24 protein-coding genes and 1 pseudogene are annotated in these 26688 nt (G+C 70.4%); 13 read left to right on the top strand and 12 right to left on the bottom strand.

The features are described from left to right. Positions 1-168: 168 nt before the first annotated feature. A complete protein-coding gene (gene miaA / locus ACIREO_RS18890) occupies positions 169-1107 on the bottom strand; it encodes a tRNA (adenosine(37)-N6)-dimethylallyltransferase MiaA (protein ID WP_404111194.1) in 939 nt (312 codons plus the stop codon). A gap of 173 nt (positions 1108-1280) precedes the next feature. Here miaA and ACIREO_RS18885 point away from each other — a divergent pair, with 173 nt between their 5' ends. Further along, entirely contained in the window at positions 1281-1526 is a 246-nt protein-coding gene (locus ACIREO_RS18885) for an antitoxin (protein WP_099176460.1), read from the top strand. Positions 1527-1642: 116 nt separating this feature from the next. On the opposite strand, the gene ACIREO_RS18880 is transcribed toward ACIREO_RS18885, so the two are convergent. Together ACIREO_RS18880 and miaB are read right to left on the bottom strand one after the other, a co-directional pair. Continuing rightward, on the bottom strand, positions 1643-2362 hold the full coding sequence (locus ACIREO_RS18880; protein ID WP_404111191.1) for a class III extradiol dioxygenase subunit B-like domain-containing protein: 720 nt from the start codon (positions 2360-2362) through the stop codon (positions 1643-1645). Positions 2363-2406: 44 nt separating this feature from the next. Continuing rightward, positions 2407-3927 (bottom strand): tRNA (N6-isopentenyl adenosine(37)-C2)-methylthiotransferase MiaB, encoded by a 1521-nt coding sequence (miaB, locus tag ACIREO_RS18875; protein ID WP_404111188.1) that lies wholly within the window; start codon positions 3925-3927, stop codon positions 2407-2409. Between the two features lie 99 nt (positions 3928-4026). Between miaB and ACIREO_RS18870 the strand changes: the two genes are divergently transcribed. Next, positions 4027-5025 (top strand): TAXI family TRAP transporter solute-binding subunit, encoded by a 999-nt coding sequence (locus ACIREO_RS18870; RefSeq protein WP_404111186.1) that lies wholly within the window; start codon positions 4027-4029, stop codon positions 5023-5025. A 16-nt stretch (positions 5026-5041) separates the two neighbouring features. Here the strand turns inward: ACIREO_RS18870 and ACIREO_RS18865 are convergent, their stop codons facing one another. Together ACIREO_RS18865 and ACIREO_RS18860 are read right to left on the bottom strand one after the other, a co-directional pair. After that, positions 5042-6436, bottom strand: coding sequence for an ATP-binding protein (locus tag ACIREO_RS18865; protein WP_404111183.1), 1395 nt, complete (start codon positions 6434-6436; stop codon positions 5042-5044). Positions 6437-6451: 15 nt separating this feature from the next. Then, positions 6452-7144, bottom strand: a complete 693-nt coding sequence (locus ACIREO_RS18860; protein WP_404111180.1) for a response regulator transcription factor — start codon at positions 7142-7144, stop codon at positions 6452-6454. Positions 7145-7499: 355 nt separating this feature from the next. Here ACIREO_RS18860 and ACIREO_RS18855 point away from each other — a divergent pair, with 355 nt between their 5' ends. The 9 genes from ACIREO_RS18855 (at position 7500) to ACIREO_RS18815 (ending at position 15090) form a co-directional block, all read left to right on the top strand. Next, positions 7500-8285 (top strand): amino acid ABC transporter ATP-binding protein, encoded by a 786-nt coding sequence (locus ACIREO_RS18855; protein ID WP_404111177.1) that lies wholly within the window; start codon positions 7500-7502, stop codon positions 8283-8285. A gap of 34 nt (positions 8286-8319) precedes the next feature. Beyond that, a complete protein-coding gene (locus ACIREO_RS18850) occupies positions 8320-9243 on the top strand; it encodes a glutamate ABC transporter substrate-binding protein (RefSeq protein ID WP_404111175.1) in 924 nt (307 codons plus the stop codon). A 145-nt stretch (positions 9244-9388) separates the two neighbouring features. Further along, complete coding sequence (locus ACIREO_RS18845; protein ID WP_404111172.1) at positions 9389-10036, top strand: amino acid ABC transporter permease; 648 nt, start codon at positions 9389-9391, stop codon at positions 10034-10036. After that, positions 10033-10965: an amino acid ABC transporter permease gene (locus ACIREO_RS18840; protein ID WP_404111169.1), complete on the top strand. Its 933-nt coding sequence runs from the start codon at positions 10033-10035 to the stop codon at positions 10963-10965. The genes ACIREO_RS18845 and ACIREO_RS18840 overlap by 4 nt, the downstream gene beginning before the upstream one ends. A gap of 348 nt (positions 10966-11313) precedes the next feature. Then, a complete protein-coding gene (locus ACIREO_RS18835) occupies positions 11314-12948 on the top strand; it encodes an FAD-dependent monooxygenase (protein ID WP_404111167.1) in 1635 nt (544 codons plus the stop codon). A 32-nt stretch (positions 12949-12980) separates the two neighbouring features. After that, a complete protein-coding gene (locus ACIREO_RS18830; protein ID WP_311605579.1) occupies positions 12981-13067 on the top strand; it encodes a putative leader peptide in 87 nt (28 codons plus the stop codon). A 73-nt stretch (positions 13068-13140) separates the two neighbouring features. Further along, entirely contained in the window at positions 13141-13758 is a 618-nt protein-coding gene (locus ACIREO_RS18825) for a cysteine dioxygenase (protein WP_404111165.1), read from the top strand. Next, positions 13755-14180, top strand: coding sequence for a rhodanese-like domain-containing protein (locus ACIREO_RS18820; RefSeq protein WP_404111162.1), 426 nt, complete (start codon positions 13755-13757; stop codon positions 14178-14180). The genes ACIREO_RS18825 and ACIREO_RS18820 overlap by 4 nt, the downstream gene beginning before the upstream one ends. Positions 14181-14454: 274 nt before the next feature. Further along, the gene (locus tag ACIREO_RS18815; protein ID WP_404111159.1) at positions 14455-15090 is read left to right on the top strand and encodes a hypothetical protein; all 636 of its coding nucleotides are present in this window, start codon (positions 14455-14457) and stop codon (positions 15088-15090) included. A gap of 161 nt (positions 15091-15251) precedes the next feature. Here ACIREO_RS18815 and recX read toward each other — a convergent pair whose 3' ends face one another. The 4 genes from recX to ACIREO_RS18795 form a co-directional block, all read right to left on the bottom strand. After that, positions 15252-15944 (bottom strand): recombination regulator RecX, encoded by a 693-nt coding sequence (gene recX, locus ACIREO_RS18810; RefSeq protein WP_404111156.1) that lies wholly within the window; start codon positions 15942-15944, stop codon positions 15252-15254. Between the two features lie 3 nt (positions 15945-15947). Further along, positions 15948-17069: a recombinase RecA gene (gene recA, locus ACIREO_RS18805; RefSeq protein WP_404111153.1), complete on the bottom strand. Its 1122-nt coding sequence runs from the start codon at positions 17067-17069 to the stop codon at positions 15948-15950. Positions 17070-17326: 257 nt separating this feature from the next. Beyond that, positions 17327-18472 carry an AI-2E family transporter gene (locus tag ACIREO_RS18800; protein WP_404111971.1) on the bottom strand — a complete coding sequence of 382 codons (1146 nt, stop codon included), beginning with the start codon at positions 18470-18472 and terminating at the stop codon, positions 17327-17329. Positions 18473-18685: 213 nt separating this feature from the next. Beyond that, positions 18686-18880, bottom strand: coding sequence for a DUF3046 domain-containing protein (locus ACIREO_RS18795; protein ID WP_404111151.1), 195 nt, complete (start codon positions 18878-18880; stop codon positions 18686-18688). An 80-nt stretch (positions 18881-18960) separates the two neighbouring features. Between ACIREO_RS18795 and ACIREO_RS18790 the strand changes: the two genes are divergently transcribed. After that, positions 18961-19875: a hypothetical protein gene (locus ACIREO_RS18790; protein WP_404111149.1), complete on the top strand. Its 915-nt coding sequence runs from the start codon at positions 18961-18963 to the stop codon at positions 19873-19875. A 10-nt stretch (positions 19876-19885) separates the two neighbouring features. On the opposite strand, the gene ACIREO_RS18785 is transcribed toward ACIREO_RS18790, so the two are convergent. The 3 genes and pseudogenes from ACIREO_RS18785 to ACIREO_RS18775 all read right to left on the bottom strand — a co-directional run bounded on the left by ACIREO_RS18785 (position 19886) and on the right by ACIREO_RS18775 (position 21842). Next, a complete protein-coding gene (locus ACIREO_RS18785) occupies positions 19886-20191 on the bottom strand; it encodes an AzlD domain-containing protein (protein ID WP_404111146.1) in 306 nt (101 codons plus the stop codon). After that, entirely contained in the window at positions 20188-20967 is a 780-nt protein-coding gene (locus ACIREO_RS18780) for an AzlC family ABC transporter permease (protein ID WP_404111143.1), read from the bottom strand. Before ACIREO_RS18780 ends, ACIREO_RS18785 begins: the two co-directional genes overlap by 4 nt. A gap of 10 nt (positions 20968-20977) precedes the next feature. After that, positions 20978-21842 (bottom strand): annotated as a pseudogene (locus tag ACIREO_RS18775) (AraC family transcriptional regulator). A gap of 102 nt (positions 21843-21944) precedes the next feature. Here ACIREO_RS18775 and ACIREO_RS18770 point away from each other — a divergent pair. After that, positions 21945-26660, top strand: coding sequence for a DEAD/DEAH box helicase (locus ACIREO_RS18770; protein WP_404111141.1), 4716 nt, complete (start codon positions 21945-21947; stop codon positions 26658-26660). Positions 26661-26688: the final 28 nt, after the last annotated feature.

Genomic DNA, 26688 nt, shown 5'->3' with positions numbered 1-26688 from the left:
TTCACGAAGGTGCCCCGGCTGAAGAAGGCGCTGCGGGTGCCGACTCCGACCGACCGCGGACCGGACCGTCCATGGCGGCCCGGCACCCTGCCGCGAGCTCGGCCTCTCTGACCTGCTCCGATGCAGCACTGAGGGTTCCTGCCGCACTCTCGTTCATTCGTCATGCGATCAGGCTGTAACCGCTCGTTCGACCAACGCCAGCGCCCGGTGCGGGAGTTCTCGGCTGTGTTCCTCGGCGCCACTCAGCCACCGGACGCGCGGGTCGCGCCGGAACCATGAGTCCTGACGTCGCGAGAAGCGTTTGGTCGCGCGTACGGTCTCGGTGCGTGCCTCGTCCTCGGTGCAGTCCCCCGCGAGAGCGGCGAGCACCTGCTGGTAGCCGAGCGCCCGCGAGGCGGTGCGTCCCTCGCGCAGTCCCCGGGCCTCCAGGTCGCGCACCTCTTCCACGAGCCCGGCTTCCCACATCCGGTCCACGCGGGTACGGATCCGTTCGTCGAGCTCGGGACGTTCGACGTCCACACCGATCTGAAGGGCGTCGTACACCGCCTCGCCACTCGGAAGGTTGGCCGTGAAGGGCTTGCCCGTGATCTCGATGACCTCCAGGGCGCGGACGATGCGACGCCCGTTGCCGGCCAGGATCGCGCGGGCGGCCTCGGGGTCCGCTGCCGCGAGCCGTGCGTGCAGGGCACCGGAGCCATGCTCCGTGAGCTCCTGTTCGAGCCGGGCGCGCACGCCCGGGTCCGTTCCCGGGAATTCGAGCGCGTCGATCGCACCCTTCACATAGAGACCCGAACCGCCCACCAGGACGGGAGTCCGGCCTTCGGCCAGCAGCCGGTCGATCTCGATGCGGGCGAGCCGCTGGTATTCGGCGACGCTCGCCGCCTCGGTGACGTCCCAGATGTCCAGCAGGTGGTGCGGAACGCCGTCACGCTCGGGGAGAGTCAGCTTCGCCGTGCCGATGTCCATGCCCCGGTAGAGCTGCATGGAGTCGGCGTTGACCACTTCACCACCGAGCTGCTGGGCGAGGAACACTCCCAGATCGGACTTTCCGGCTGCGGTGGGACCGACGACGGTGATGACGCGGGGGGTGGGAGCTGGTCTTCTCACCGGGACAGTCTCCCAAACTTCGGGGTGCTGTCCGACCGGAAGGAACCCGGGTGATTCTCCGCGGGGCACCAGCACCACGTTTCCCCCAGGCGCGGACGGACACGGCGAGTAACGCGTGTTTGCTCACAGACGAGTAAAATGTGATCACAGTCCCCCAGCACGGAAGGTGACCCATGGGTTTCCTGGACAACCTGAAGGCCAAGCTGGCCCCGGCCAAGGAGAAGGTCGGCGACCTCGCGCAGCAGCACGGGGGCAAGATCGACCAGGGCCTCGACAAGGCCGCTCGTACGGTCGACCAAAAGACCAAGGGCAAGTACAGCGACAAGATCGTGTCCGGCACGCAGAAGGCCAAGGACGCGGTCGACCGCCTGGGCCAGAAGAACGAGGGCGGTACGCCGCCGCCCCCGCCCGCACACTGACCCGGGCCCCGCAGGAAATCGAGGGCCGTGGAGCGATACAGCTCCGCGGCCCTCATCCGCGCCGTGAGGGGCCGTGGGGGGCCGGGAATGACGGGGTCACGACCAGGCCGGAGGAGTCACGACCAGGCCGCGACGACGTATCCCACGCCGTACGGGGCGTCCTCGTACAGCAGCTGTCCGCCGAGGCCCGCGCCCCGGGCCGCGCCCGCGAGCATCTGCCAGGGCGCCCGGCCCGCCACCTTCAGTTCGTACGCGAGCGACTCGTCCAGAGCGCTCAGCGCGGCCAGATCCGCACTGCCGAGGGCTCGGGCCGCCACCGCGTCGAAGTCCACGGCCCGCTCGTCCAGATAGCCGGGCGCCTTGACCGTACGGCAGGCGCTGCCGTCACCCATGACCAGCAGGGCCACCCGCTCCGCTCTGGTCGCCAGCTCGGCTCCGGCGCGCAGGCAGCGGTCGGCTGCGAGCGGCTCCCCCACTCCTAGCCCTTCGACCGGGGCACCGTCCCACCGGGTGCGGCCCAGCAGCCAGGCGCCGACGGCGAGGGAGGCGGGGAGCGTGCGCTCCGGGGCGGAAGATCCGGCGGGCGCCTCACCCAGCCGCACGGTCAGGTCGACGCCGAATCCGGCGAAGGATCCTGCCGACCCCGGGGGGAACGGTCCCCGGTCAGCCGGTTCGCCGGGGCCGGCCACGATCAGCAGATCCGGTTGCGCGGCGGCGAGCACGCCCAGTGCGTCCACGCACGCGTCCCTGGCGGCATCGAGCTCGGGCCCGGCTCCCGCGGCCACCTCGGGGACCAGGATCGGCGGGCAGGGACAGACGGCGGCGGCGACAAGCATGCCGGTCAGCGTACTCAGACCGGCCCCCGGTGCGTCTGCCGGTCTCAGTCGCAGCCGCACCCCGGGGTGGCGGCCACGGGCAGGGGGGCGGGCGCGCCGATCCCGGGCAGCCCCAGCATGACTCCGGCCGGCCGGTCGGCGGGAGCCGCGTTGCGCTTCTCCCAGGCGTCTCCGGACCGCGTGTGCCGGACGCCCAGGGGCGTGCCCTCGGCGAGCAGGTGGTGAGGGGCTGCGTAGCTGATCTCGACCGTCACCACGTCCCCGGGACGTACGTCCTGGGAGGGCTTGGTGAAATGCACCAGACGGTTGTCGGGTGCGCGGCCGGAGAGCCGGTGAGTGGCGCCGTCCTTGCGGCCTTCGCCCTCCGCGACCATGACCTCCAGGGTGCGGCCGACCTGCTTCTTGTTCTCCTCCCAGGAGATCTCCTCCTGGAGGGCGGACAGGCGCATGTAGCGCTCCTGGACGACCTCCTTGGGGATCTGTCCCTCCATGTCGGCGGCGGGGGTCCCGGGGCGCTTGGAGTACTGGAAGGTGAAGGCGTTCGCGAAGCGGGCCTCGCGCACGGCGTGCATGGTCTGCTCGAAGTCCTCCTCGGTCTCCCCGGGGAAGCCGACGATGATGTCGGTCGAGATGGCCGCGTCCGGCATGGCGGCGCGCACCTTCTCGATGATCCTCAGGAAGCGCTCCTGGCGGTACGAGCGGCGCATGGCCTTGAGGATCGTGTCCGAACCCGACTGCATCGGCATGTGCAGCTGGGGCATCACGTTCGGCGTCTCGGCCATCGCCGCGATCACGTCGTCGGTGAAGTCGCGCGGGTGGGGCGAGGTGAAGCGGACGCGCTCCAGGCCCTCGATCGTGCCGCAGGCCCGCAGCAGCTTGGAGAAGGCCTCGCGGTCGCCGATGTCGGAACCGTAGGCGTTGACGTTCTGTCCGAGCAGGGTGATCTCGCTGACCCCCTCGGCGACCAGGGCCTCGATCTCGGCCAGGATGTCGCCGGTGCGACGGTCCTTCTCCTTGCCGCGCAGCGCCGGGACGATGCAGAAGGTGCAGGTGTTGTTGCAGCCGACCGAGATCGACACCCACGCCGCGTAGGCGGACTCACGGCGGGTGGGAAGCGTCGAGGGGAACGCCTCCAGGGACTCGGCGATCTCGACCTGCGCTTCCTCCTGGACCCGGGCACGCTCCAGAAGCACCGGCAGCTTGCCGATGTTGTGCGTACCGAAGACGACGTCCACCCAGGGGGCGCGCCGGACGATGGTGTCGCGGTCCTTCTGTGCCAGGCAGCCGCCGACGGCGATCTGCATCCCGGGGCGCTTCGTCTTCATGGGGGCGAGGCGGCCGAGGTTGCCGTAGAGCTTGTTGTCCGCGTTCTCACGCACCGCGCAGGTGTTGAAGACGACGACATCGGCGTCACCGTCGGATCCCTCGGGGGCGCGTACGTATCCGGCGCCCTCCAACAGCCCCGACAAGCGTTCGGAGTCGTGGACGTTCATCTGGCACCCGTAAGTGCGTACCTCGTAGCTCTTCTGGACGTCCACTGCTTCGCTCCGGTTGCCGCTGGTCATGCGACAAGGGTAGGCGGTAACGGCACCTCTCCCTCCGCCGGAGCCCGTGCCGCGGGTCCGGCCTGGCCAGGACGGGGCAGGTCCTGGCAGGATCGCGCCATGCTGCACGCACTGTCCCGCTTCGGCCGGCGACGCACCCTTCAGGGAGGCGCCGCCGCCGTGGTCGTGCTCGGACTGCTGCTGTGGTGGGTGCTCCCGATCGGGGAGGAGGAGCCGAGCGGTTCGCTCACGTTCTCCACCGGCGTACGGAGCGGGGTCTACCAGCGCTACGGACAGCGGCTGGAGGGCGCGCTGGCCAAGGACATGCCCAAGGTGTCGATACGGCTGCAGACCAGCGAGGGCTCGCAGCAGAACATCGAACGGGTCGCGACGGGGAAGGCCGACTTCACCATCGCCACGGCCGACGCCGTCGCCACCTATCTGCAGAGCGGGAAGCCTGGCGCCGACCGGCTGCGCGGCTGCGTCCGGCTGTACGACGACTACATCCAGCTGATCGTGCCCCGCGGCTCCGGGATCCGTACGGTCGCCGACCTCCGGGGCAAGCGGGTCGGCGTGGGGCAGAAGGGGTCGGGGGTGCTTCTCGTCGCGGACCGGCTGATGAGGGCGGCGGGCGTCGATCCCGCCGAGGACATCACGCCCGTACAGGCCGGGATCGACACGATGCCGGCGCGACTGGCCGACGACCGGCTCGACGCCTTCTTCTGGTCCGGCGGGCTGCCGACCGGCGCGGTGCAGAACCTCTCGGAGAAGTTCGCGATCCGGCTGGTGCCCCTGGAGGACGCGCTGATCACCGAGCTCCAGGCGGCGGGCGGGTCCACGCGCTACTACCGCTCGGCCGTGATGCCGGCCGACGCCTACCTGAACGCGCAGCAGGGTCAGGCAGTGAAGACGGTCGCTGTCTCCAATCTGCTGGTCACCGCGGACCGTACGGATCCGCTGACGACCGAGGCGTTCACCCGGACCGTGATCGACAGCCGGGACCGGATCGGACGCGAGGTGCACTCCGCGCAGCTGGTGGACCTGCGGACGGCCATCTACACCGATCCGCTGCCGCTGCACGAAGGCGCGAGGCGCTACTACCGCTCGGCGAAACCCTGACGGTCCGGTGCCGGGGTCACCCGTGCGGGGGATTGCGCGGCACGGTGACCGTCACCTTCAGGCCGTGCGGTTCGTGCGTCCCGTAGTGGATCGATCCGCCGCCCGCCGCGAGCAGGGCACGCGAGATGGACAGCCCGAGACCGGATCCCTTGATGTTCTGGTGCCGTCCGCTGCGCCAGAAGCGGTCGCCGACGCGCTCCAGCTCCTGCTCCGTCAGGCCGGGCCCTCGATCGGCGACGACGACCGTGGCGCCCTCTCCTTCGAACCCGGCGGTGACCCGGACCTCCTGGCCTTCGGGGGTGAATTTGAGCGCGTTGTCGATGACGGCGTCCAGCGCGCTGGAGAGGGCGATCGGGTCCGCCCAGCCGGTCACCGCGGGCGCCCCGTCCAGTGTCAGTCGTACGCCCTTCTCCTCGGCCAGCGGACGCCATGAGGCGGCCCGTTCGCCGGCCAGTGCGGCGATGTCCGTGAGCTGGAGATCCGCGGCCGTGTGCTCGGCCAGAGCCAGGTCCAGCAGGTCGTCGAGGACCTGGGCGAGGCGCTTGCCCTCCGTACGGACCGAGGCGATCTCCTCGTTGTCCTCGGGCAGTTCGAGGGCGAGGAGCTCGATCCGGAGCAGCAGCGCCGCCAGCGGGTTGCGCAACTGGTGCGAGGCGTCGGCGACGAAGGCACGCTGCTGCTCCAGCACGTCCTCGACGTTGTCGGCCATCTCGTTGAACGAGCGGGCGAGACGGCGGAGTTCCGGCGGCCCGCCGGACGCGGCCACCCGGGACCTCATCCGGCCGCTCGCGATGTCGTGGGTCGCCGCGTCCAGGACCCTCACCGGCAGCAGCACCCATCCGGTGAGGCGGATCGCGGCGCCGACCGCCACCAGCATGGCCAGGGCCTCGCCGAGGGCGATGAGGAGCCAGCCGCGCAGTGTCCGGGACCGCATGTCGCCGGTGGGTGAGTCGGTCACGACGACGGCGACCACGTCCCCGTCGCGTACGACCGGGGAGGCTACGACGATCCGGCCGTCCTGCCAGGGCCAGACCTGGGACGGGTCGTGGGAGCGGCGGCCGAGGAGGGCCTCCTTGAAGGCCGCCCGTCCCTCCCCTGCGGCGGGCAGGGTCCAGGAGGCGGGGGCCTTGGCGAGAGCCCTGTCGTCGCGGTAGAAGACTCCGGCCCGGATCCCGTACACCGAGTCGTAGGCCTCCAGCTCGGTCTGCAGGATCCGCTGCCGTTCCTCGGTGCCCCGGACGGGTTCGTCGACGAATTGGGCCAGCGCGCCGAAGCGTGCGGTGTCGTCGATCCGGTCGATGACGACCCGCTGCTGTTCGGCGGCGGCCACACGAACGGCCAGAGGGAAGCCCAGTGCGAGCAGTACCGCGGCCATCAGGACGATGAGCAGGGGGAGCAGACGGGTGCGCACGGGGAGCGTATGTCCTCAGGCCGACGGCGGGACGAGGCGGTAGCCGACGCCTCGCACGGTCTCGACGAGTGCGGGAAGCCGCAGCTTGGAGCGGAGCGACGCGACGTGCACCTCCAGGGTGCGTCCCGTTCCCTCCCAGCTCGTCCGCCACACCTCGCTGATGATCTGCTCCCGGCGGAAGACCACGCCGGGACGCTGGGCGAGCAGCGCGAGCAGGTCGAACTCCTTACGGGTGAGCTGGACCTCCTCGCCGTCGACACTGACCCTGCGGGTGGGCAGCTCGATGTGGACCGAGCCGATCCGGAGGGCCGCGAGCCGGGTCGGCCCGGTGTCCTCGCCGACGCTCCCGCGCCGGGCGACGGCGTGGATACGGGCCAGCAGCTCTCCGGTGTCGTACGGCTTCACGACGTAGTCGTCGGCGCCCAGGTTGAGTCCGTGGATCCTCGAGCGGACATCGGACCGGGCGGTCACCATGATCACCGGGATCGCCGAGCGTTTGCGGATCTTCCCGCACACCTCGTAGCCGTCCTGGTCGGGCAGCCCGAGGTCCAGGAGTACGACCCCGAAGGGCTCCCTCTCGGCCGGCAGCAGTGCCTGCAGGGCCTCCTCGCCGCTTCTGGCGTGCACGACCTGGAAGCCGTGGCGTGAGAGCACGGCGGACAGGGCCGCGGCGACGTGGTCGTCGTCCTCGACGAGCAGCAGTCTCATGGCCCCCCTCTCCGTCTCATGTGTTCTCGATGGTCCTTCGTGACGACCGCGAACCGTGCGTGACGGCCCGCCGGTGTTCCGCCCGGCGAACCTCTCCGTACAGCGGCGGTTCACGTCATCCCCGTACCAGGGCATCCACGCCGATGACGGGTACGTCAGTCAAGTCCCTGTCCGTTACCGGCAGGTTTCCGTTACCCACCCGGTACGCCGCCGGGCGTCCCGTGGCGTCCCGTTCACGCGGTGTGTCCGGTTGCGGCCGGATCGTTATGCTCAATTTCCGCTCAGATGTAATGACGCTGGTAGCACTGCGTCACTAGTGTCCTTGCCTAACCGAGGAGGACGGAGCAAGAAGCCGATGAGCGGAGTTTCAGTGACCAAGGCCGCCGAGGATGCCGCACCTGCGGGAGACGACCTTGTCGTACTGAGCAACGTCAACAAGCACTTCGGCGCGCTGCATGTGCTCCAGGACATCGATCTGACCATCGCCCGTGGCGAGGTCGTCGTAGTCATCGGGCCCTCCGGGTCCGGGAAGTCCACGCTGTGCCGCACGATCAACCGCTTGGAGACGATTGACTCGGGCGCGATCGCGATCGACGGCAAGCCGCTGCCCCAGGAGGGCAAGGAGCTGGCCAGGCTGCGTGCCGATGTCGGCATGGTCTTCCAGTCGTTCAATCTCTTCGCGCACAAGACGGTGCTCGAGAACGTGATGCTGGGGCAGGTCAAGGTCCGCGGGACGGACAAGAAGGCCGCCGAGGAGAAGGCCCGGAACCTGCTCGACCGCGTGGGGGTCGGCGTGCAGGCGGACAAGTACCCGGCGCAGCTCTCGGGCGGTCAGCAGCAGCGCGTCGCGATCGCGCGTGCGCTGGCGATGGACCCCAAGGTCATGCTCTTCGACGAGCCCACGTCGGCGCTCGACCCGGAGATGATCAACGAGGTTCTCGAGGTCATGCAGCAGCTGGCCCGGGAGGGGATGACCATGGTCGTCGTCACCCACGAGATGGGTTTTGCCCGTTCGGCTGCCAACCGTGTGGTCTTCATGGCGGACGGGAAGATCGTCGAAGAGGCAGTTCCCGACCAGTTCTTCAGCAATCCGCGCAGCGACCGGGCCAAGGACTTCCTGTCGAAGATTCTTCACCACTGATACCGACGACCTACGACACGAGGATTGTTCACACATGAAGCTCCGTAAGTCGGCCGCCGTTGCGGCCATCGCTGTGCTTGCCCTGACCGCGACCGCCTGCGGCGGCAAGGAAGGCTCCGCCGGTGACAAGCAGTCCGGGGTCAAGCCCGGTTCCTCGGAGGCTCCCAAGCTGCCGAAGTACACCGTCGCGACCGGTGTCGACCTCGACTCGCCGACCTTCAAGGAGGCGAAGAAGCGCGGCAAGCTGGTCATCGGTGTCAAGGCCGACCAGCCGTACCTCGGTTTCGAGGACCAGTCGACGAAGGAGCGCTCCGGCTTCGACGTCGAGATCGCCAGGATGATCGCGGCCGATCTCGGCTTCTCGGAGAAGCAGATCGAGTGGAAGACCGTCGACTCCGGTGTCCGTGAGACGGCCATCTCCAAGGGCCAGGTCGACTACTACGTCGGTACCTACACGATCAACGACGAGCGCAAGAAGCAGGTCGGATTCGCCGGCCCGTACTACAAGGCCGGCGCGGACCTGCTGGTGCGCAAGGAGGACACGTCCATCACCGGCAAGGAGTCGGTGAAGGACAAGAAGGTCTGCTCGATCGTCGGTTCGACCCCGCTCCAGGAGATCAAGAAGCCCGAGTACGGCGCGAAGGTCGTCGAGCTGGCCAAGTACTCGGACTGCGTGCAGCAGCTCCTGACCAAGCAGGTCGACGCCGTCACCACCGACGACTCGATCCTCAAGGGTTACGCCGCCGCCAACTCCGGCAAGCTCAGGGTCGTCGGCAAGCCGTTCACCGACGAGCCCTACGGCGTCGGCCTGAACAAGGACGACAAGGCTCTCCGGGACGCGCTCAACAAGTCGCTGGAGACCCACGTCACGGACGGCACGTACAAGAAGATCTACGAGGCGACCCTGGGCCTGTCCGGTTCGGACTACACCGAGCCGCCGGCCATCGAGAGCTACTGAAGCGGCTCCCGTCGCTGACGTCCTGTCGCTGACGCCACACGCGTGAGTGAGGCGTCCCGTACGCCGCCGCCGTCACTGAGCACGGCGGCGTACGGGGCGCCCCTTCCCCTGCCCAGATGCCGCTGACCGCCGACGCGGAGACCCCATGAACGTATTGCTCGACAACTTCCCGGAATACCGCGACGGCTTCATAGGCACCGTGTCGATCACCGCCATCAGCTCGGTCATCGCTCTGGTCCTGGGTGTCGCCATCGCCGGCTTCCGTGTGTCGCCCGTGCCGCCGCTGCGCTTCTTCGGCACCGCCTGGGTGACCCTGCTGCGCAACACCCCCCTGACCCTTCTCTTCCTGATCTTCTTCTTCGTGGTGCCGGAGATCCTCTTCCCGGGCATGAGCCCCTTCCTTCTCGGCTCGCTGGCGCTCGGCTTCTACACCTCCTCCTTCGTGTGCGAGGCGGTCCGGTCAGGCATCAACACCGTCCCTCTGGGGCAGGCCGAAGCCGCACGCTCCATCGGTATGACGTTCGCCCAGACCCTGCGGATCGTGGTTCTCCCGCAGGCCACCAGGTCCGTCATCCCACCGCTGAGCAGCATCTTCATCGCGCTCACGAAGAACTCGGCGATCGCCGGGGCCTTCAGTGTCACCGAACTCTTCGGGTGGCAGAAGCTGATGAGCGACCGGGGCTACGAGATCATGCCTGTCTTCGTCTGGGTGGCCCTCGGCTACCTGGTCGTCACGTTTGTCATCAGCGGTCTCTTCCGGCTGCTGGAGCGTCGTATGGAGGTCGCCCGATGAGTGCCAGCGTTCTCTACGACGCCCCGGGCCCCAAGGCGGCCGTCCGCAACCGGATCTATGCCGTCGTCGGAAGCCTCGTCATCCTCGGCCTGATCGCGATCAGCCTGGTGCGGCTTTCCGACAAGGGGCATCTCGCCCCCGAGATGTGGGACATCTTCAACTACGCGGGCATCCGGCAGAACATCGCCGACGCCGTGCTCGCCACGCTGAAGGCCTTCGGTCTGGCGGCGGCCGGTTCACTGATCCTCGGGGTCCTGCTCGCGGTCGGCCGGCTCTCCGACCACAAGCCGGTCCGCTGGGCCGCCACCACGTTCATCGAACTCTTCCGTTCGATCCCGCTGCTGATCACCATCTACGCCATCTGGGTCGGCTTCCTCACCGACTACTCGATGTGGGCCCTGGCCGCCGGACTCTCGGTCTACAACGGCTGTGTCCAGGCCGAGGTGCTGCGCGCGGGTATCAACTCCGTGCCCAAGGGCCAGGGCGAGGCGGCCTACGCCCTCGGGATGAGCAAGACCCAGGTCATGGTCAGCGTGCTGATCCCGCAGGCGGTCCGGGCCATGCTGCCGACGATCATCAGCCAGCTCGTGGTGACCCTCAAGGACACCTCGCTCGGCTTCATCATCCTGTACCCGGAGCTGCTTCAGACGGCGCGTCTGATCGCGTCCAACACTCAGGTCAACAGCCAGTACCCGTACGTCTCGACCATCGCGGTCATCGGCACGATCTATGTGGCGATGTGTCTGCTCCTGTCGGCGCTCGCCACCTGGATCGAGAAGCGCGGCCGGCGGGCCAAGACCGGTATCGCGGTGGCCGCGGCCGCGGAGACGCCCGGCATCCTCCCCGTCGGCGGTCTCGCGGAGCCCCGTGCCGAGGACGGGCCGGGAGACGGCCCCGACGCGAACCAGGGGATCCGAAAGACGGACTGACGGATCAGGCGCCCTGCACCTCCCACGAGAGAACGTGCCGTTCGCCCTCCATCCTGAAAGCCCGTCGGTACGCCGGCGGGCTTTCAGGGTTTCCAGAGCCACGCTTCCGATGGGCGCCCCGCACGGTGCGTCCCGTTCTTCCGGGGCGGCCTGAGGCGCGGGAGCTGCATGGGTTGCGTGGGGCGGCAACGCGGGCGTCCCGTCCCCCTGTCGCTTGACGCAAGCACCGGCAGTGGGTTGCATTCGTTCTGTGATCGCGTCCCGAACCACCGCCGCCGCACCCCCTTCCTCCCTCTCGGCAGCCACGCCCGCCACGGCCACTCCCACCAGCGCCGGAGGGTTCACACCGTGGACCCGGTGATCGTCGTCGGCGCCGGGCCGGTCGGGCTGGCGCTGTCGCTCGCCCTCGCGGCTCAGGGCGTTCCCTCCGTCCTGCTGGACGAGGGGCCCGGGAAGGACGAACCGCGCCCTGCCCGCACCGTCGTGCTGCGCGAGGACACCGCGGACCTGGTGGAACGGCTCGGATGCCCGACGCTCCGTCACGAAGGGCTTCGGTGGTCCGGCTGGCGGTCGGTGCGACGTAAGCAACTGGTGCGGGCCGTGCCGCTGGGCGAGGAGGACGGCACCGTGCCGCTTCCCTCACCCGTCCATGTGCCTCAGCACGCTCTCGCCGACGGCCTGAGGGCGGCGGTCGTCGCGCAGGACCTGGTCACCATGGTGCCGTTCAGCAGGATCGACACCTTGGAACAGGACCCCCACGGGGTCACGGTGCACACCCGTGAGCCCGGATCGACCTGGTGGCGCGGGAGTTACCTGGTGGGCTGCGACGGCGCGCGGTCCACCGTACGCAAGCTCCTGGACATCAGGTTTCCCGGACGCACGGCGGTCGAGCGCCATGCCGTCGCGGCACTCCGCACCCAACTGCCCTGGCCCGACGAGGCGGTGCTGCACAGGGCCCCGCCCTGGCGCACCGGTGGCGCCGAGGTCACCGCGCGACCGCTTCCCGGCAGTGTCTGGCGGCTGGACTGGCTCCTTCCGCCACGCGGTGAACTGGTGACCCCCGACGCTCTGATCACCAGGATCCGCGACACCCTCGAGGGCTGGTGCGGTGAGACCCCGGCTTACGACCTGCTGGACACGGGCGTGTACACGCTGCACCACCGGCTGGCCCGGCGCTGGCGTTCCAAGCGGGCCTTTCTCGCCGGGGACGCCGCGCACCTGTTGGGTGCGCTCGGCACCCAGGGCCTGGACGAAGGGCTGCGGGACGCCGAGAACCTGGCCTGGAAGCTGGCACAGGCCTGGCACCGGAGTGCCTCCGAGCTTCTGCTCGACAGTTACCAGGCCGAGCGCAGAGCCGCCGTCGCCTCCCGGCTGCGCGCCGCCGACCAGTCACTGCCGATACTGCGGGGCGGCGCGGGCCTCCGCACGCTCGTACCCGGCACCGCGCGCGGGCACGACACATTGCTGGCCGACGGCCATCTTGGTTGTGGGCCCCTCGGCGCGCCCCCTTCGTACTCGCACTCCCCTCTCTCGCCTCAACGCGCCGAGGCTCACGTCTCGGTGGGAACGGACCCCGGGGCGCCGGTCACCGATGTGCGGGTGACCGCGCCCGACGGGAAGACCGTGCGGCTGCGTGACCGGCTCGGGCTGGGGCATCTGCTGGTGATCCTGGTCGCTCCGGGCACAGGGGTGTGGGACAGACGCCACTGGCTGACGGCGGGGGTCATGCCCCGGCTGGTCGACGCGGTGGACGCTCTCCCCGTGAGCGCCGAACTGCTGGTGCCCGAGAGCTACCCGGGGGCGACGGCCCATACGGTGCTGCTGGTCAGGCCGGACGGACATCTCGTCGCGGCCTTCAGCGGGGTGCGCCCCGCCGAGCTGCTCGCTGCGGCCGACGCGGCGCGCGGAGGTGACGCGGACACAGCGCACGACGACCAGGCGAGCACCACCGAGAGCTCCGACCGGACCGCGGACGTCAATTGACCGTCGCAGGCGCACATGGTGTACTCCAGATCATGACCGACACCGATGTGCGCCTGTGGCGGAGGGTCCACATGGACCTCGTCCGCTATGCGGGCTGCGTGTGTCGCCCGTCCTGCTGAATCGCCTCTTCTCGCACGCCGCGCTGTTTCCCGTGCGGCTGCACTTCCACGCGAACTTCTCAGGACGGTCCCCGTGTCTGCATCTTCTTCCTCCCTGCCCACCCCCACGCCCTTGTCCGCGTCCGCCTTCGGAACGGACCTGTCGGTCCCGGCCACCGGCAGTGGGGACGCTCCGGCCGTCGCCGGCCCGAGCGCCCCGGCCCCGACCGTCGCGGAACTGCTCGACTTCGTCCGCCGGACCGCGGAGGACGCCGCGCTCGTCTCCTCACTCCCGCTCGATCCCGAGGGGCGCACCTGGCTCCGACTCGACGGCCCCGGCGGCAGCGAGGCGTGGCTGATCGGCTGGCCGCCCGGCACCGGCACCGGCTGGCACGACCACGCCGAGTCCACGGGAGCGTTCACCGTCGCCGCGGGCACGCTCAGGGAACACTCCCTGGCCGCGCGGCTGCCCACCGACGGCTGGACGACCCTCGAGCTGAGTGACGGCATCGACCGGGACCGGCTCCTGGCGACCGGCCAGGGCCGGGCCTTCAGCCGGCACCATGTCCACGAGGTACTGAACGAGTCCGGCGACGAACACGCCGTATCGGTGCACGTCTACTACCCGCCCCTGCCGCAGATCCGCCGCTACAGCCGCACGGGAGCGGTGCTGCGCCTGGAGCAGACCGAGCGCCCGGAGGACTGGCAGTGAGTGGGGGGCCGGCGGTGGGCGTCGGGGACCAGGGCCGCCAGGACCCCGTGGGTATCGATGAACTGCTCGACCAGGTACGGGCCGCCTACGAGCGGATCGGACCCCAGGAGGCCGCGGACGCGGCTGCCGGAGGTGCGCTGCTGGTCGACATCCGTTACGCGGCTCTGCGTGAGAAGGACGGCCTGATCCCCGGGGCCCTGGTCGTCGAGCGCAACGAGCTGGAATGGCGGCTCGATCCGCGGGGAAGCCACCGTGCCCCGCAGGCGGTGAGCCACGATCTGCGGGTCGTGGTGATCTGCAACGAGGGCTACGCCTCGAGTCTCGCGGTCGCCTCCCTGCGGCAGCTGGGACTGCACCGGGCCACGGATCTGACCGGCGGCTTCCAGGCTTGGCGCGCGGCCGGGCTCCCGGTCGCTCTCTGACCGGAGGCCACTGGCGGGCCGGTCCCCTCGCTGGTGACCCCTGTGCCGCAGGCCGCCATCCGGCGGCCGGCCTTGTCTTCCTGTGGCCGGCCTTCCCTCCCCGGTGCCGGATGACCGGTGGTGCCCTGATGCCCTGACACCCGTCATTCGGCTCCCGGCAGGGCCGAATGACTCTCCGCCCCACCCGAACGCTGCTCTCCGGTGGAGCAATCGCCGCACGCGACGGACATTCGCCTCATCACTGAGGAACGGAATGTACGGAGATGTCGCGCTGATGGAAACCGCTCAGCTCACCCCGGACCAGCTAGACGCACAGGCTTCCCTGCTCCATGGCACCGACGCGTGGCAGCGGATCGTCACGGGCTGGGAGCAGACCGCACGAGAGCCCACGCACCAGGCGCCCGCACCGGGCCACGGGACCGGGCCCTCGCACCCGGCCGACTGGCGGAACCTGCTGTCCGTACCCGTCAACCGGCTCGTCGAGGACTCCCTGCGGGCCTTGCCCGCGCGGCAGCCACGCGAGCGCCCTCTTCCCGGACGCCTCGGCGCTGTGCTGCCCGAGCGTGTGCACGCGTGGCGCCGCATCGGGCAGCCCGATGTGCGTCCGTCCACCCATCTGGGCTACGCGCGACAGATCCTCACCGAGTGGGGCTGGCAGAACACCCCCTACCGCCTGCGCAACGCCCGTGGCGCGCGTTGCCTCTGCGGAGCCATGCTGACCGCCCACCGGCTCGGTTACGGGTCACTCGACACCGTCGACCGTGCCGGTGCGTGGGTCATCACCGAGCTGCGCGCACAGGGCTGGCCCGGTCTGATCGGCCCCTGGAATCGGCACCCCGGCCGCACCGCCGCCGACGCACTGGCCCTGGTCGACGCCACCGTCCGCCGCGCCTCCCTGGCAGGGCACTGAGCCTGTGCGCGGCACCCCCTGTCCGGCACCGGGCGCAGCCTCTGCGGCGGCGGCCCCCTCCGCCACCGCCGCAGACCGTTCGGATGTCCCGGGCGCCCGTTCCCCGACCCCCCGTACCCGCCGAGCTGCCCCTGCCTCCCCCGGTCCTCCCGATTGGCCGGTCAGAAGGGCTCGTCCAGCCCTTCTGTGTCCTCCCCCTCCGCCTCGATCGCCTGACGCACCACTCGCAGGGCCATCCCCTCGCCGTACCCCTTGCGCGCGAGCATGCCCGCGAGCCGGCGCAGCCGCTTGTCGCGGTCCAGCCCCCGGGTGGAGCGGAGCTTCCGCGCGACGAGCTCCCTGGCGGTCTCCTCCTCCTGCTCGGGGTCGAGCTGCCCGACAGCCTCGTCGATCACGGTCGGGTCGACCCCCTTGGTCCGCAGCTCCCTCACGAGGGCGCGGCGGGCCAGTCCTTTCCCGTGGTGCCGGGACTCGACCCAGGCGTCCGCGAACGCCGCGTCATCGATCAGTCCCACGTCCTCGAACCGCGAGAGCACTTCCTCCGCCGCCTCGTCGGGGATCTCCCGCTTACGCAGTGCGTCAGCCAGCTGTTTACGGGTGCGCGGAGTCCCCGTGAGCAGCCTGAGGCAGATGTTGCGCGCCCGCTCGACCGGGTCTCGCGGTTCCCCCTTCTCGGCCCTCGACGATGAGGGGGAACCGCTGCTTCTGGAACGGGAGCGGGAACGCCTGCCCGCCCCCTCGCCGAACCCGGCCCCCCGGCCTGGCTCAGGGGGGCCCTCGGACGGTTCTGCGGCGTACTCAGGGCCAGGGCCCGAACCGGCGTCGGGACCGGGCCACTCCGTGCGACGCATCACGGCCTAGCTCTTGGCCGCCGCGGCCTTGGCGGGCTTTGCCTTGGTCGCGGGAGCCGGTACCGACTTGGCCGCCCCGTCTGCCGGGACACCCGAGGCATCGGCCGCGGGCTCCTCCGTGGCCTCCTCCGGACGGACACCGACGCCGAGCTTGTCGAGGATCTTCTTCTCGATCTCGTTGGCCAGGTCGGGGTTGTCCTTGAGGAAGTTGCGGGAGTTCTCCTTGCCCTGGCCGAGCTGGTCACCCTCGTACGTGTACCAGGCGCCGGCCTTGCGGACGAAGCCGTGCTCCACGCCCATGTCGATCAGACCGCCCTCACGGCTGATCCCCTGGCCGTAGAGGATGTCGAACTCCGCCTGCTTGAACGGCGGCGCCACCTTGTTCTTGACGACCTTGACGCGGGTACGGTTGCCGACCGCGTCGGTCCCGTCCTTCAGCGTCTCGATACGCCGGATGTCCAGACGCACGGAGGCATAGAACTTCAGCGCCCGGCCACCGGTCGTGGTCTCCGGCGAGCCGAACATCACGCCGATCTTCTCGCGCAGCTGGTTGATGAAGATCGCGGTGGTCTTGGACTGGTTGAGCGCGCTGGTGATCTTCCGCAGCGCCTGGCTCATCAGACGGGCCTGCAGACCCACGTGCGAGTCGCCCATCTCACCCTCGATCTCCGCACGGGGCACCAGGGCCGCGACGGAGTCGATGACGATCAGGTCGAGCGCACCGGAGCGGACGAGCATGTCCACGATCTCCAGCGCCTGCTCGCCGTTGTCCGGCTGCGAGAGGATGAGGTTGTCGATGTCGACGCCGAGCTTCTTCGCGTACTCCGGGTCCAGAGCGTGCTCCGCGTCGATGAACGCCACCGAGCCGCCGAGCTTCTGCGCGTTCGCCACGGCGTGCAGCGTCAGCGTCGTCTTGCCGGAGGACTCCGGTCCGTACACCTCCACCACGCGGCCGCGTGGCAGACCGCCCACACCGAGCGCGACGTCGAGCGCGGTGGACCCGGTGGGGATCACCTCGATCGGCTCGTTCGGCCGCTCGCCGAGGCGCATCACCGCACCCTTGCCGAATTGCCGTTCAATCTGTGCGAGTGCGGCGTCCAGCGCCTTCTCGCGGTCGGTTCCTGCCATGGGTTCCACCCGATTTGCTTGAGTCGATCGCTTCACATCACAGACGCTAACCCCTGCCACTGACAATGGGCCTCGACGTCCTCCCGGCCTGTGGACAACTCCACGACCGGACCCGGCAAAACCCGGCCGGAATCCCATGAGAATGGATGTTCGATTTCAGTGTCAAGGGCACCACGCCGGGCCGCACGACCGGGCGTCACCGGCTGTTCCGGCCGAGCGACGCGGTGTCCGCCACGGGTCGGGCCTGCCGGCCGACGTCACGGATTGCCGCCTGCCCGGCCCTCGTCGTCTGCGCCGCCCCCCACCGCACGGCGGATCCTCGACAGCACCGGCTCGCCCCGGCGCCAGCGGTGGCCGCCCTGCACCCTCGGGTCGTCCGTCACGTCGTAGCGCCTCACATACGCGCCCAGGAACGCCTGGAGCGTCGCGACGGCCGGAATGGCGATCAAAGCCCCGACCGCACCCATCAGCGCGGTGCCCGCGACCACCGACCCGAAGGCGACCGCTGGATGGATGTCGACCGTCTTGGACGTCAGCTTCGGCTGCAGCACGTAGTTCTCGAACTGCTGGTAGACCACGACGAAACCGAGAACCCACAGCGCGTACCAGGGATCGATGGTGAAGGCGATCAGCATGGGCAGCGCGCCCGCCAGGTACGTACCGATCGTTGGAATGAACTGTGAGACGAGGCCGACCCAGACCGCGAGCGCGGGTGCGTAGGGCACGCCGAGGACCACCAGCAGGATGTAGTGCGCCACACCGGAGATCAAAGCCATCAGCCCGCGCGAGTAGATGTAGCCGCCGGTCTTGTCGACCGCGATCTCCCAGGCGCGCAGCACCTCGGTCTGCCGGGAGGGCGGCAGCACGGAGCACAGCGCGCGCCGCAGCCGGGGTCCGTCGGCCGCGAAGTAGAAGGAGAACAGGAAGATCATCAGCAGCCGGAACAGTCCGCCGAGGACGGTCGTAGAGACGTCGAGCACGCCGGTCGCGCTGTTCTGCACGTACTTCTGGAGCCAGTCGGAGTGCAGCAGACTGTCCTGCACCTCGACCCGGGAGAGCTCCGTGTGGAAGGTCTGGTTGACCCAGTTGATCACCGAGTCGAGGTACTTGGGGAACTCCTCGACCATGTCGACGATCTGGCCGGCGAGCATCGAGCCGAGCAGGACCACGAAACCGACCCCGGCGATCAGCACGCCGAGGAAGACCAGGAAAGTGGCGAGTCCCCGGCGCAGCCCGTGTCCGGCCATGCGGCTGACGGCAGGCTCGATGGCCAGCGCCAGGAAGAAGGCGATGAGGATGTTGGTCAGCAGCCCGATGAGCTGGTAGAAGGCCCAGCTGCTCAGCTGGAAGCACCCGTAGAGCGCCAGTGCCATCACCATCGCGCGCGGCAGCCAAGCGGGCATGCGGGCGGGGCCTGTGCCGGGCGGCGGACTCGGTGGTGCCGGCGGGACGGGCGGCGAAGCGGGCGGCTGGGTCTGGGCGGTCTCGTCTGTCGGTGCCACGGGACAAGTCTCGCTCACCGCTGTGACATCCGGCCGCCCGGCCCGGCAGGGGCCGACGCGGATGACGCAGGTGACGCAGGTGACGCGGTCGTACCGGTGGCGGGCCCGCGTCGCTCAGCGCTTGTCCGGAGGCACGCCGACCGCCGAGCAGACTCCCCGCCAGACGTCCTTCGTCTCCCAGCCCGCGGCCAGGGCCTCGTGCACCGTACGTCCGCCGAGCTCCGCCATGACGTGATCGCGTGCGAAGGAGTCGGCGTACGTCTCGCCGAAGTGGTCCGCCATCCGTTCCCAGAAAATCGTCAACCGCATGCCCTCAGTATCCCGCTCCTGAGAGTGCAGCCGGGCCGGGAGGGCCCTGCCGGCGACGTTTTCCCCTCTACGGTCGGTTCATGGCTGGAACTGGAGCAAACCACCTCGCCCGCGCCGAGCAGTTCGTCTGGCTCACCGCACGTGTCCTCGAACAGCGGCGGTTCGCCCATCTTTTTCTCGAAGGAAGCGCGGACTCCGTCGAGACCGCGCTCTCCGCCTATCGGAACGAGGACGGCGGCTACGGTCATGCGCTCGAACCCGATCTTCGCGGACCGGTGAGTCAACCGCTCCACACGGCTCACGCGCTGAGCGTCCTCGACTCGATCGGTCGCTGCGGCGGCCTGCGTGTGGAGCGGATCTGCCGCTATCTGACAGACGTGTCGACCAAGGAAGGCGCGCTGCCCGCGCTCCACCCGTCCCAGCGCGGCTACCCCGCGGCCCCCTTCATTCCCGTCGTCGACGACCCGCCCGCCGAACTGCTGGCGACGGGCCCGGTGGTCGGACTGCTGCATCGCAATCAGGTATGGCATGCCTGGCTCTTCCGGGCCACCGACTTCTGCTGGGCCGCCGTCGACGCCCTGGAGCAGTCCCATCCGTACGAGATCGAGGCGGCCGTCGCCTTCCTGGACGGCGTCCCCGACCGTGCGCGTGCGGAATCGGCTGCCGACCGCCTGGGACAACTGGTGCGTGAGCAGCGGCTGGTGGTATTGGACCCACGGCGCCGCGCGGAATACCCGGTGGCCCCCGGTTACGCCCCCGGGGAGCACCATTTCCCTTACGACTACGCCCGCACACCCGGCTCGCTCGCCCGTCGCTGGTTCAGCAACGGCGAACTGGAGAGTTCCCTGGACCACCTGGAGGCCGAGCAGGAGGAGGACGGCGGCTGGCCGGTCAACTGGCGGCAGTGGGCCCCGGGAACGACCCTGGAAGGCCGTCCGATCGTGACGCTCAAGGCTCTGCAGACCCTCCAGGCGTACGGCCGCGGTCCGCGCTGATCCGTCCGCCTCAGATCAGGGCGCGCGTGGCAGCCGTGACCACGACGGCGGTGCCGACGACGAGGAGGAAGGGAGCCCGCAGGACGAGGGCGAGCGCCGCCGCGGCGAGGCCTGCCGCTCTGGCGCCCAGCACCAGGTGCTGTCCGTCGGCGAAGCTCTGCTGAGCGGTGAGGGCCGCGAGCAGCGCCACCGGCATAAGTGCTGCCAGCCGTTGCACAAGGGGGCGTTCCAGGACGCCGGCAGGAACCAGGAGCCCCAGGAGCTTCGCGAGATAGCAGCCGACGGCGGTGAGCCCGATGGCGATCCAGATGTTCATCGGCCCTCCCCGGGCGCTGTGCCTTCGGTGGCGGTTCCGTCCGAGGTGTTCACGCCCCGGCCCTTCAGGAACAGGACGATCGGAGCCGCCAGCGCGGACACGAGTACGGGCGCGCCCGTCGGCAGCACCGGCAGGAGGCCCAGCACCAGCACGACCGCCAGCCCTGCCGTGACACGCTCCATGGTGCTCTTCAGCATCGGCGCGAGCAGGGCGAGGAACACGGCGGGGCCCGCCGCGTCCAGCCCCCAGGCGGCGGTGTCGCCGAGCGCCTCCGCCCCGAGCGCGCCGCCCAGCGTGGTCAGGTTCCACAGGACGTAGAGGGTGAGCCCGGTGACGGTGAAGCCGATACGCGCGGCACGCCTGGTGGGCTGGGGCAGCGTGACGGCGGTCGTCTCGTCGATGACCCATTGGGCTGCCAGCGGGCGCACGAAGCGCGGCAGAGCGAGGAGCTGCGACAGCCGCAATCCGTAGAAGGCGTTGCGGATGCCCAGGAAGAACGCTCCTGCCGCGGCGGTGTAGGGGTTGCCGCCGACCGCGAGGGCACCCACGAGGGCGAACTGGGAGGCCCCCGTGAAGACGAGGAGACTCAGCGCGCAGGTCTGGAGAAGGCTCAGTCCTGAGCCTGCCGAGGTCACGCCGAAGGCGAACCCGGAGAGACCCACGGCTGTACCGACGCCGAGCGCGTCCCGGACGACGGCGCCGTCCGGCTTCTCCGTGCCCGCGCCCGGTGCGTCGGAGGCGCCGGAGCTCTGAGGGAGTGCTGTCTGTTCTGCCACGACCGGAACGCTACGGGGCGAGATCCCTGCCGGTCTTGTACGTTCTTGCACGCTCGCGCTGGTAGGCGCCCGGGGGTACGCCGACGATCCGGGTGAAGTGACGGTTGAGATGGGGCTGGTCGGTGAAGCCGACGGCAGCGGCGGCCTCGGCGGGTGCGGTCCCCGCGTCGAGCATGCGTCGCGCACGGCGCACCCGGGCGTCGGTGAGCCACGTGTGCGGGGGCATTCCGTACTGCTTCTTGAAGGCCCGCAGCAGAGCGAACGGGCTGGTACCCAGCTCCGTGGCGAGCGCCTCCAGGGTCGGTGGCCGCTCCATCCGCTCCTCCAGTGCGGTCCGCGCGCGGGCCGCGTCCCGGGCACCGGCGAAGTGCGAGGTCCTGGCCGTCAGCGCGCTGCCGTGGCGGTCGAGCAGCCGGGCGACCAGGACGCGCAGGACGCTGTCGGCGGCCAGGGCGTTGCCCTCTTCGGCGGCTCGGTGCACCTCGGTGATCAGACGGGCGGCATGCGGGTCCCGCACACCGGTCTCGGAGAAGCCGAACGTGCCGCGCAGGTTCGTCAGGTCGGCCGCGATGTCGTTGATCACCCGGGCCGACGGATAGAGCGTGGCGTACACCCATCCTTCGGGCACCCCGGCGCGGGCGGTGTGCGGCACCTCCGGGTTGATCATGACCACGGTGCCACAGTCCGGCGTGCACGGTGCCGTCGGGGAGACCGACGTCCTCGACACCGCTGGTGATCGTGCCGAAGACGTAACCCTCGTGGCTGTGGCGCGGGAAGGTGTGGCGGACGTAGCGGGCACGCAGCAGATCGAGGTCGGGCAGTTCCGCGTACTGCCAGTACCTCGCCCATTCCTGTGCTGTGTCCGCCTCCGCCACGTTCGTATTCTCGCAGGTCCGGACAGGTGGCCGAGGTCCGGGAAGATGAGCGGCGGGCACGTCCACCGGCCGTTGTCAGTGGCGGGGTGCACGATGGGGGTCATGGCCGGTTCCGCACTCGACTCGTTCTCACCCGCGACCCGCAGCTGGTTCGCGGCGGCCTTCGACGCGCCCACCGCGGCGCAGGAGGGCGCCTGGCGGGCCATCGGTGAGGGTTCGGACGTGCTGGTCGTCGCCCCGACCGGGTCGGGTAAGACACTCGCGGCCTTTCTCGCCTCCCTGGACCGGCTGGCGGCTGTCCCGCCGCCGGCCGAGGCGAAGAAGCGCTGCCGGGTGCTGTACGTGTCACCGATGAAGGCGCTCGCCGTGGACGTGGAGCGGAATCTGCGTTCACCGCTGACCGGGATCCGCCAGGAATCGGTGCGCCTGGGCCTGCCCGAGCCGGAGGTGCGGGTGGGGATCCGTTCCGGCGACACCCCTCCGGCGGAACGCCGCTCGATGGCGACGAAACCCCCGGACATCCTGATCACCACTCCCGAATCCCTGTTCCTGATGCTCACCTCCTCCGCCCGGGATGCGCTGGCCGGGATCGAGACGGTCATCGTGGACGAGGTGCATGCCGTCGCGGGCACCAAGCGCGGCGCCCACCTCGCCGTGTCCCTGGAGCGTCTGGACGAGCTGTTGCCGCGGCCCGCGCGGCGTATCGGGCTGTCGGCGACGGTCCGCCCGGTCGACGAGGTCGCCCGGTTCCTCTCACCGCAGCGGAAGGTGGAGATCGTCCAGCCACCGTCCACCAAGCAGTTCGACCTCTCCGTCGTTGTTCCCGTGGAGGATCTCGGCGAGCTGAGCGGCTCCCCCGCCACGGGCGACGAAGGCGGACAGGCGGAGAAGCCGTCGATCTGGCCCCATGTCGAGGAGCGCATCGCCGATCTCGTGCAGTCGCACCGCTCCACGATCGTCTTCGCCAATTCCCGGCGGCTGGCGGAGCGCCTGTGCAACCGGCTGAACGAGATCGCCTACGAGCGGGCGACCGGCACCGCGTTCGAGGAGAAGCCGGGGACGGGCGGTCCCCTGCCCGAAGCCCACTCCCCTGCCGAGATCATGGCGCAGTCCGGGGCCGCGAAAGGGGCACCGGCCGTCCTCGCCCGTGCGCACCACGGCTCGGTGTCCAAGGAGCAGCGCTCCCAGGTCGAGGAGGACCTCAAGGCGGGCCGGCTGCCCGCGGTGGTCGCCACCTCCAGCCTGGAGCTGGGGATCGACATGGGCGCGGTCGACCTGGTGATCCAGGTCGAGTCGCCGCCGTCCGTGGCCTCGGGGCTGCAGCGGGTGGGCCGCGCCGGACATCAGGTCGGCGCCGTGTCCACCGGGGTGGTGTTCCCCAAGTACCGCGGCGACCTGGTGCAGGCGGCCGTCGTCACCGAGCGGATGCGTGAGGGCGCCATCGAGGCGCTGCGGATCCCGTCCAACCCACTGGACGTGCTCGCCCAGCAGATCGTCGCCACTGTTGCGCTCGACAGCTGGCAGGCCGACGATCTGCTCGCACTCGCCCGCCGGGCGGCCCCGTTCGCCTCACTTCCCGAATCCGCGTTCACCGCCGTGCTCGACATGCTCGCCGGACGCTATCCGTCCGACGCCTTCGCGGAGCTCCGGCCCCGCGTGGTGTGGGACCGCGTCACCGGCACGGTCACGGGCCGCCCGGGCGCCCAGCGGCTCGCTGTCACCTCGGGCGGCACCATTCCCGACCGCGGGCTCTTCGGCGTCTTCCTGGCCGGTGCCGATCCGAAGAAGGGCGGCGGCCGCGTCGGCGAGCTCGACGAGGAGATGGTCTACGAGTCCCGGGTCGGCGACGTCTTCACCCTGGGCACCACCTCTTGGCGGATCGAGGACATCACCAGGGACAGGGTCCTGGTCTCACCGGCCCCCGGGGTCCCGGGCCGCCTGCCGTTCTGGAAGGGCGACCAGCTGGGCCGCCCGCTGGAGCTGGGCCGTGCGCTGGGTGCGTTCCTCCGGGAGCTCGGCGCGCTGTCCGCCGAGGACGCCAGGCTACGGCTGCTCGGCGCCGGGCTCGACACCTTCGCCGCGGACAACATCCTCTCCTACCTCGACGAGCAGCGCCGGGCCTGCGGCCACGTCCCCGACGACCGGACCGTCCTCGTCGAGAGGTTCCGGGACGAGCTGGGCGACTGGCGGATCGTGGTGCATTCGCCGTTCGGCGCCCAGGTGCATGCCCCGTGGGCACTCGCCCTGTCCGCCCGGCTCGGCGAGCGGTACGGCATGGACGCGCAGGTCATGCACGCGGACGACGGAATCGTGCTGCGGCTGCCGGACGCCGATCTGATGGGCCTCGACCTCCTCGACTTCGATCCGGCCCAGGCGGATGCGGGCGGCGACGCCGCAGCAGGCGCGGGGCGCGGCGATGCCGGCCCAGGGTTCTCCGCCGCCGGGTACGACAGCGAGCAGCCCCCCGTCGGGGCCACGGACGTGGTGTTCGACAAGGGCGAGATCGGCCAAATCGTCACCGAACAGGTCGGCGGCTCCGCCCTGTTCGCCTCCCGGTTCCGCGAATGCGCCGCGCGCGCACTGCTGTTGCCCCGGCGCAGTCCGGGGAAGCGCACTCCGCTGTGGCAGCAGCGCCAGCGCGCGTCCCAGCTGCTACAGGTGGCCTCGGAGTTCGGCTCGTTCCCTATCGTCCTCGAAGCCGTCCGCGAATGCCTTCAGGACGTCTTCGACGTCCCTGGCCTCACCGAACTGATGGGCGACCTGGAGGCTCGCCGCATCCGTCTGGTCGAGGTGACCACGCCCGAGCCGTCACCGTTCGCCCGCTCCCTCCTCTTCGGCTATGTCGCGCAGTTCCTGTACGAGGGCGACTCGCCCCTCGCCGAGCGGCGGGCCGCAGCGCTCTCGCTCGACTCCCATCTCCTGGCCGAGCTGCTCGGCCAGGCGGAGCTGCGGGAGCTGCTCGACGCCGATGTCCTCGGCGAACTGGAGCGGGAGCTCCAGTGGCTGACCGACGACAGGAAGATCAAGGACGTCGAGGGGGTCGCCGATCTCCTGCGTGTACTCGGCCCCCTCACGGACACCGAGCTGGCGGAGCGCGGCGCGGAGCCCGCATGGGCCCCGGAGCTGGCTACGTCCCGGCGCGCCATCCAGGTCCGTATCGGCGGAGCCGCTCACTGGGCAGCCGTGGAGGACGCGGGCCGGCTGCGCGACGCGCTCGGCACCGCTCTCCCGGTAGGAGTTCCCGAGGCGTTCACCGAGCCGGTCAAGGACCCGCTCAATGACCTCCTCGCCCGGTTCGCCCGTACGCACGGCCCGTTCACCAGCACGCAGGCGGCGAGCCGCTTCGGCCTCGGCACCGCCGTCACGGACGGGGCACTGCAGCGGCTCGCCGCGTCGGGCCGTGTCGTCCAGGGCGAATTCCACCCTGCGGGCATCGGCCAGGAGTGGTGCGATGCCACGGTCCTGCGGCGGCTGCGCCGCCGTTCGCTCGCCGCGCTCCGCCAGGAGCTGGAGCCTGTTCCGCCCGCCGCGCTGGCCGGCTTCCTCCCCCAGTGGCAGCACCTCGGCGACAACAGCCTGCGAGGGATCGACGGACTGGCCCGCGCCATCGAGCAGTTGCAGGGCGCCCCGGTGCCCGCGTCCGCTCTGGAGAAGCTGATTCTGCCGAGCCGTGTCGCGGGATACACCCCCGCCATGCTCGACGAGCTCACGACCACCGGAGAGGTCGTCTGGGCAGGCGCGGGCGCCCTCCCCGGAAAGGACGGCTGGCTCTCCGTCCACCTCGCCGACAGCGCGCCACTGCTCCTCCCGCCGCCCCTCCCGCTGGAGGAGACCGCGTTGCACGAGTCGGTTCTCACCGTGCTCTCCGGCGGGTTCGGACTCTTCTTCCGGCAGATCGCCGATCAGGTCCGTGCCACCACCCACCCGGACTGCACCGATCCCCAGCTGGCCGACGCCCTCTGGGACCTGGTCTGGTCCGGCCGTCTCACCAACGACACGCTCGCGCCCCTGCGTTCGCTCCTCGGCTCAGGGCGCACGGCCGGTTCCACCGCACACCGCGCGAGGCGCAATGTGCCGCGCGGCCGTTACGGGACGTTGACCGCGGCCGCCCGTCCCGCGTCCCGCACCGGTCCACCGACCGTGTCAGGACGCTGGTCGCTGCTGCCCCCGGCCGAGACCGAGCCGACCCACCGGGCGCATGCCCTGGCGCGTACTCTCCTCGACCGCCACGGGGTCGTGACCCGAGGCGCGGTGCAGGCCGAGGGCGTCGAGGGCGGGTTCTCGGCGGTCTACCGCGTCCTTGCGGCGTTCGAGGACAGTGGGCAGGCCCGCCGTGGTTATGTCGTCGAGGGGCTGGGGGCTGCCCAGTTCGCCATGGAGGGTGCGGTGGACCGGCTCAGAGCAGCGTCCACCGCACGCGACCGTGCTGATCCGGGCTCGGCACCCCGCGCCCTGGTCCTCGCGGCGGCCGACCCTGCCAACGCGTACGGCGCCGCCCTGCCCTGGCCCGAGTCTCCGGACGGTGCGGGACACAAGCCCGGCCGCAAAGCGGGAGCGCTGGTGGTGCTCGTGGACGGCGAGCTGACGCTCTACATGGAGCGCGGCGGCAAATCACTTCTCGCGTGGCCGACCGATCCCGCCGACCCGGCGCTCCGCGCCGCGGCCGAAGCCCTCGCGTCGGCGGCCCGCGCGGGGACGCTCGGCACGGTCACGGTGGAACGCACCAACGGCACCTCCTCCCTCACCTCCCCCCTGGGCCGCACCCTGGAGGAGGCCGGTTTCCTGGCCACGCCGCGAGGTCTGCGGCTGCGCGCCTGACGACATTCGCGCGGCCGGGGGAACCACA

Origin of the sequence: Streptomyces sp. NPDC102441 (genome assembly GCF_044765585.1) — a bacterium.
Taxonomy (GTDB): domain Bacteria; phylum Actinomycetota; class Actinomycetes; order Streptomycetales; family Streptomycetaceae; genus Streptomyces.
Note: the sequence above shows the minus strand (reverse complement) of the source record. Positions and strands in the feature narration are given on the sequence as shown.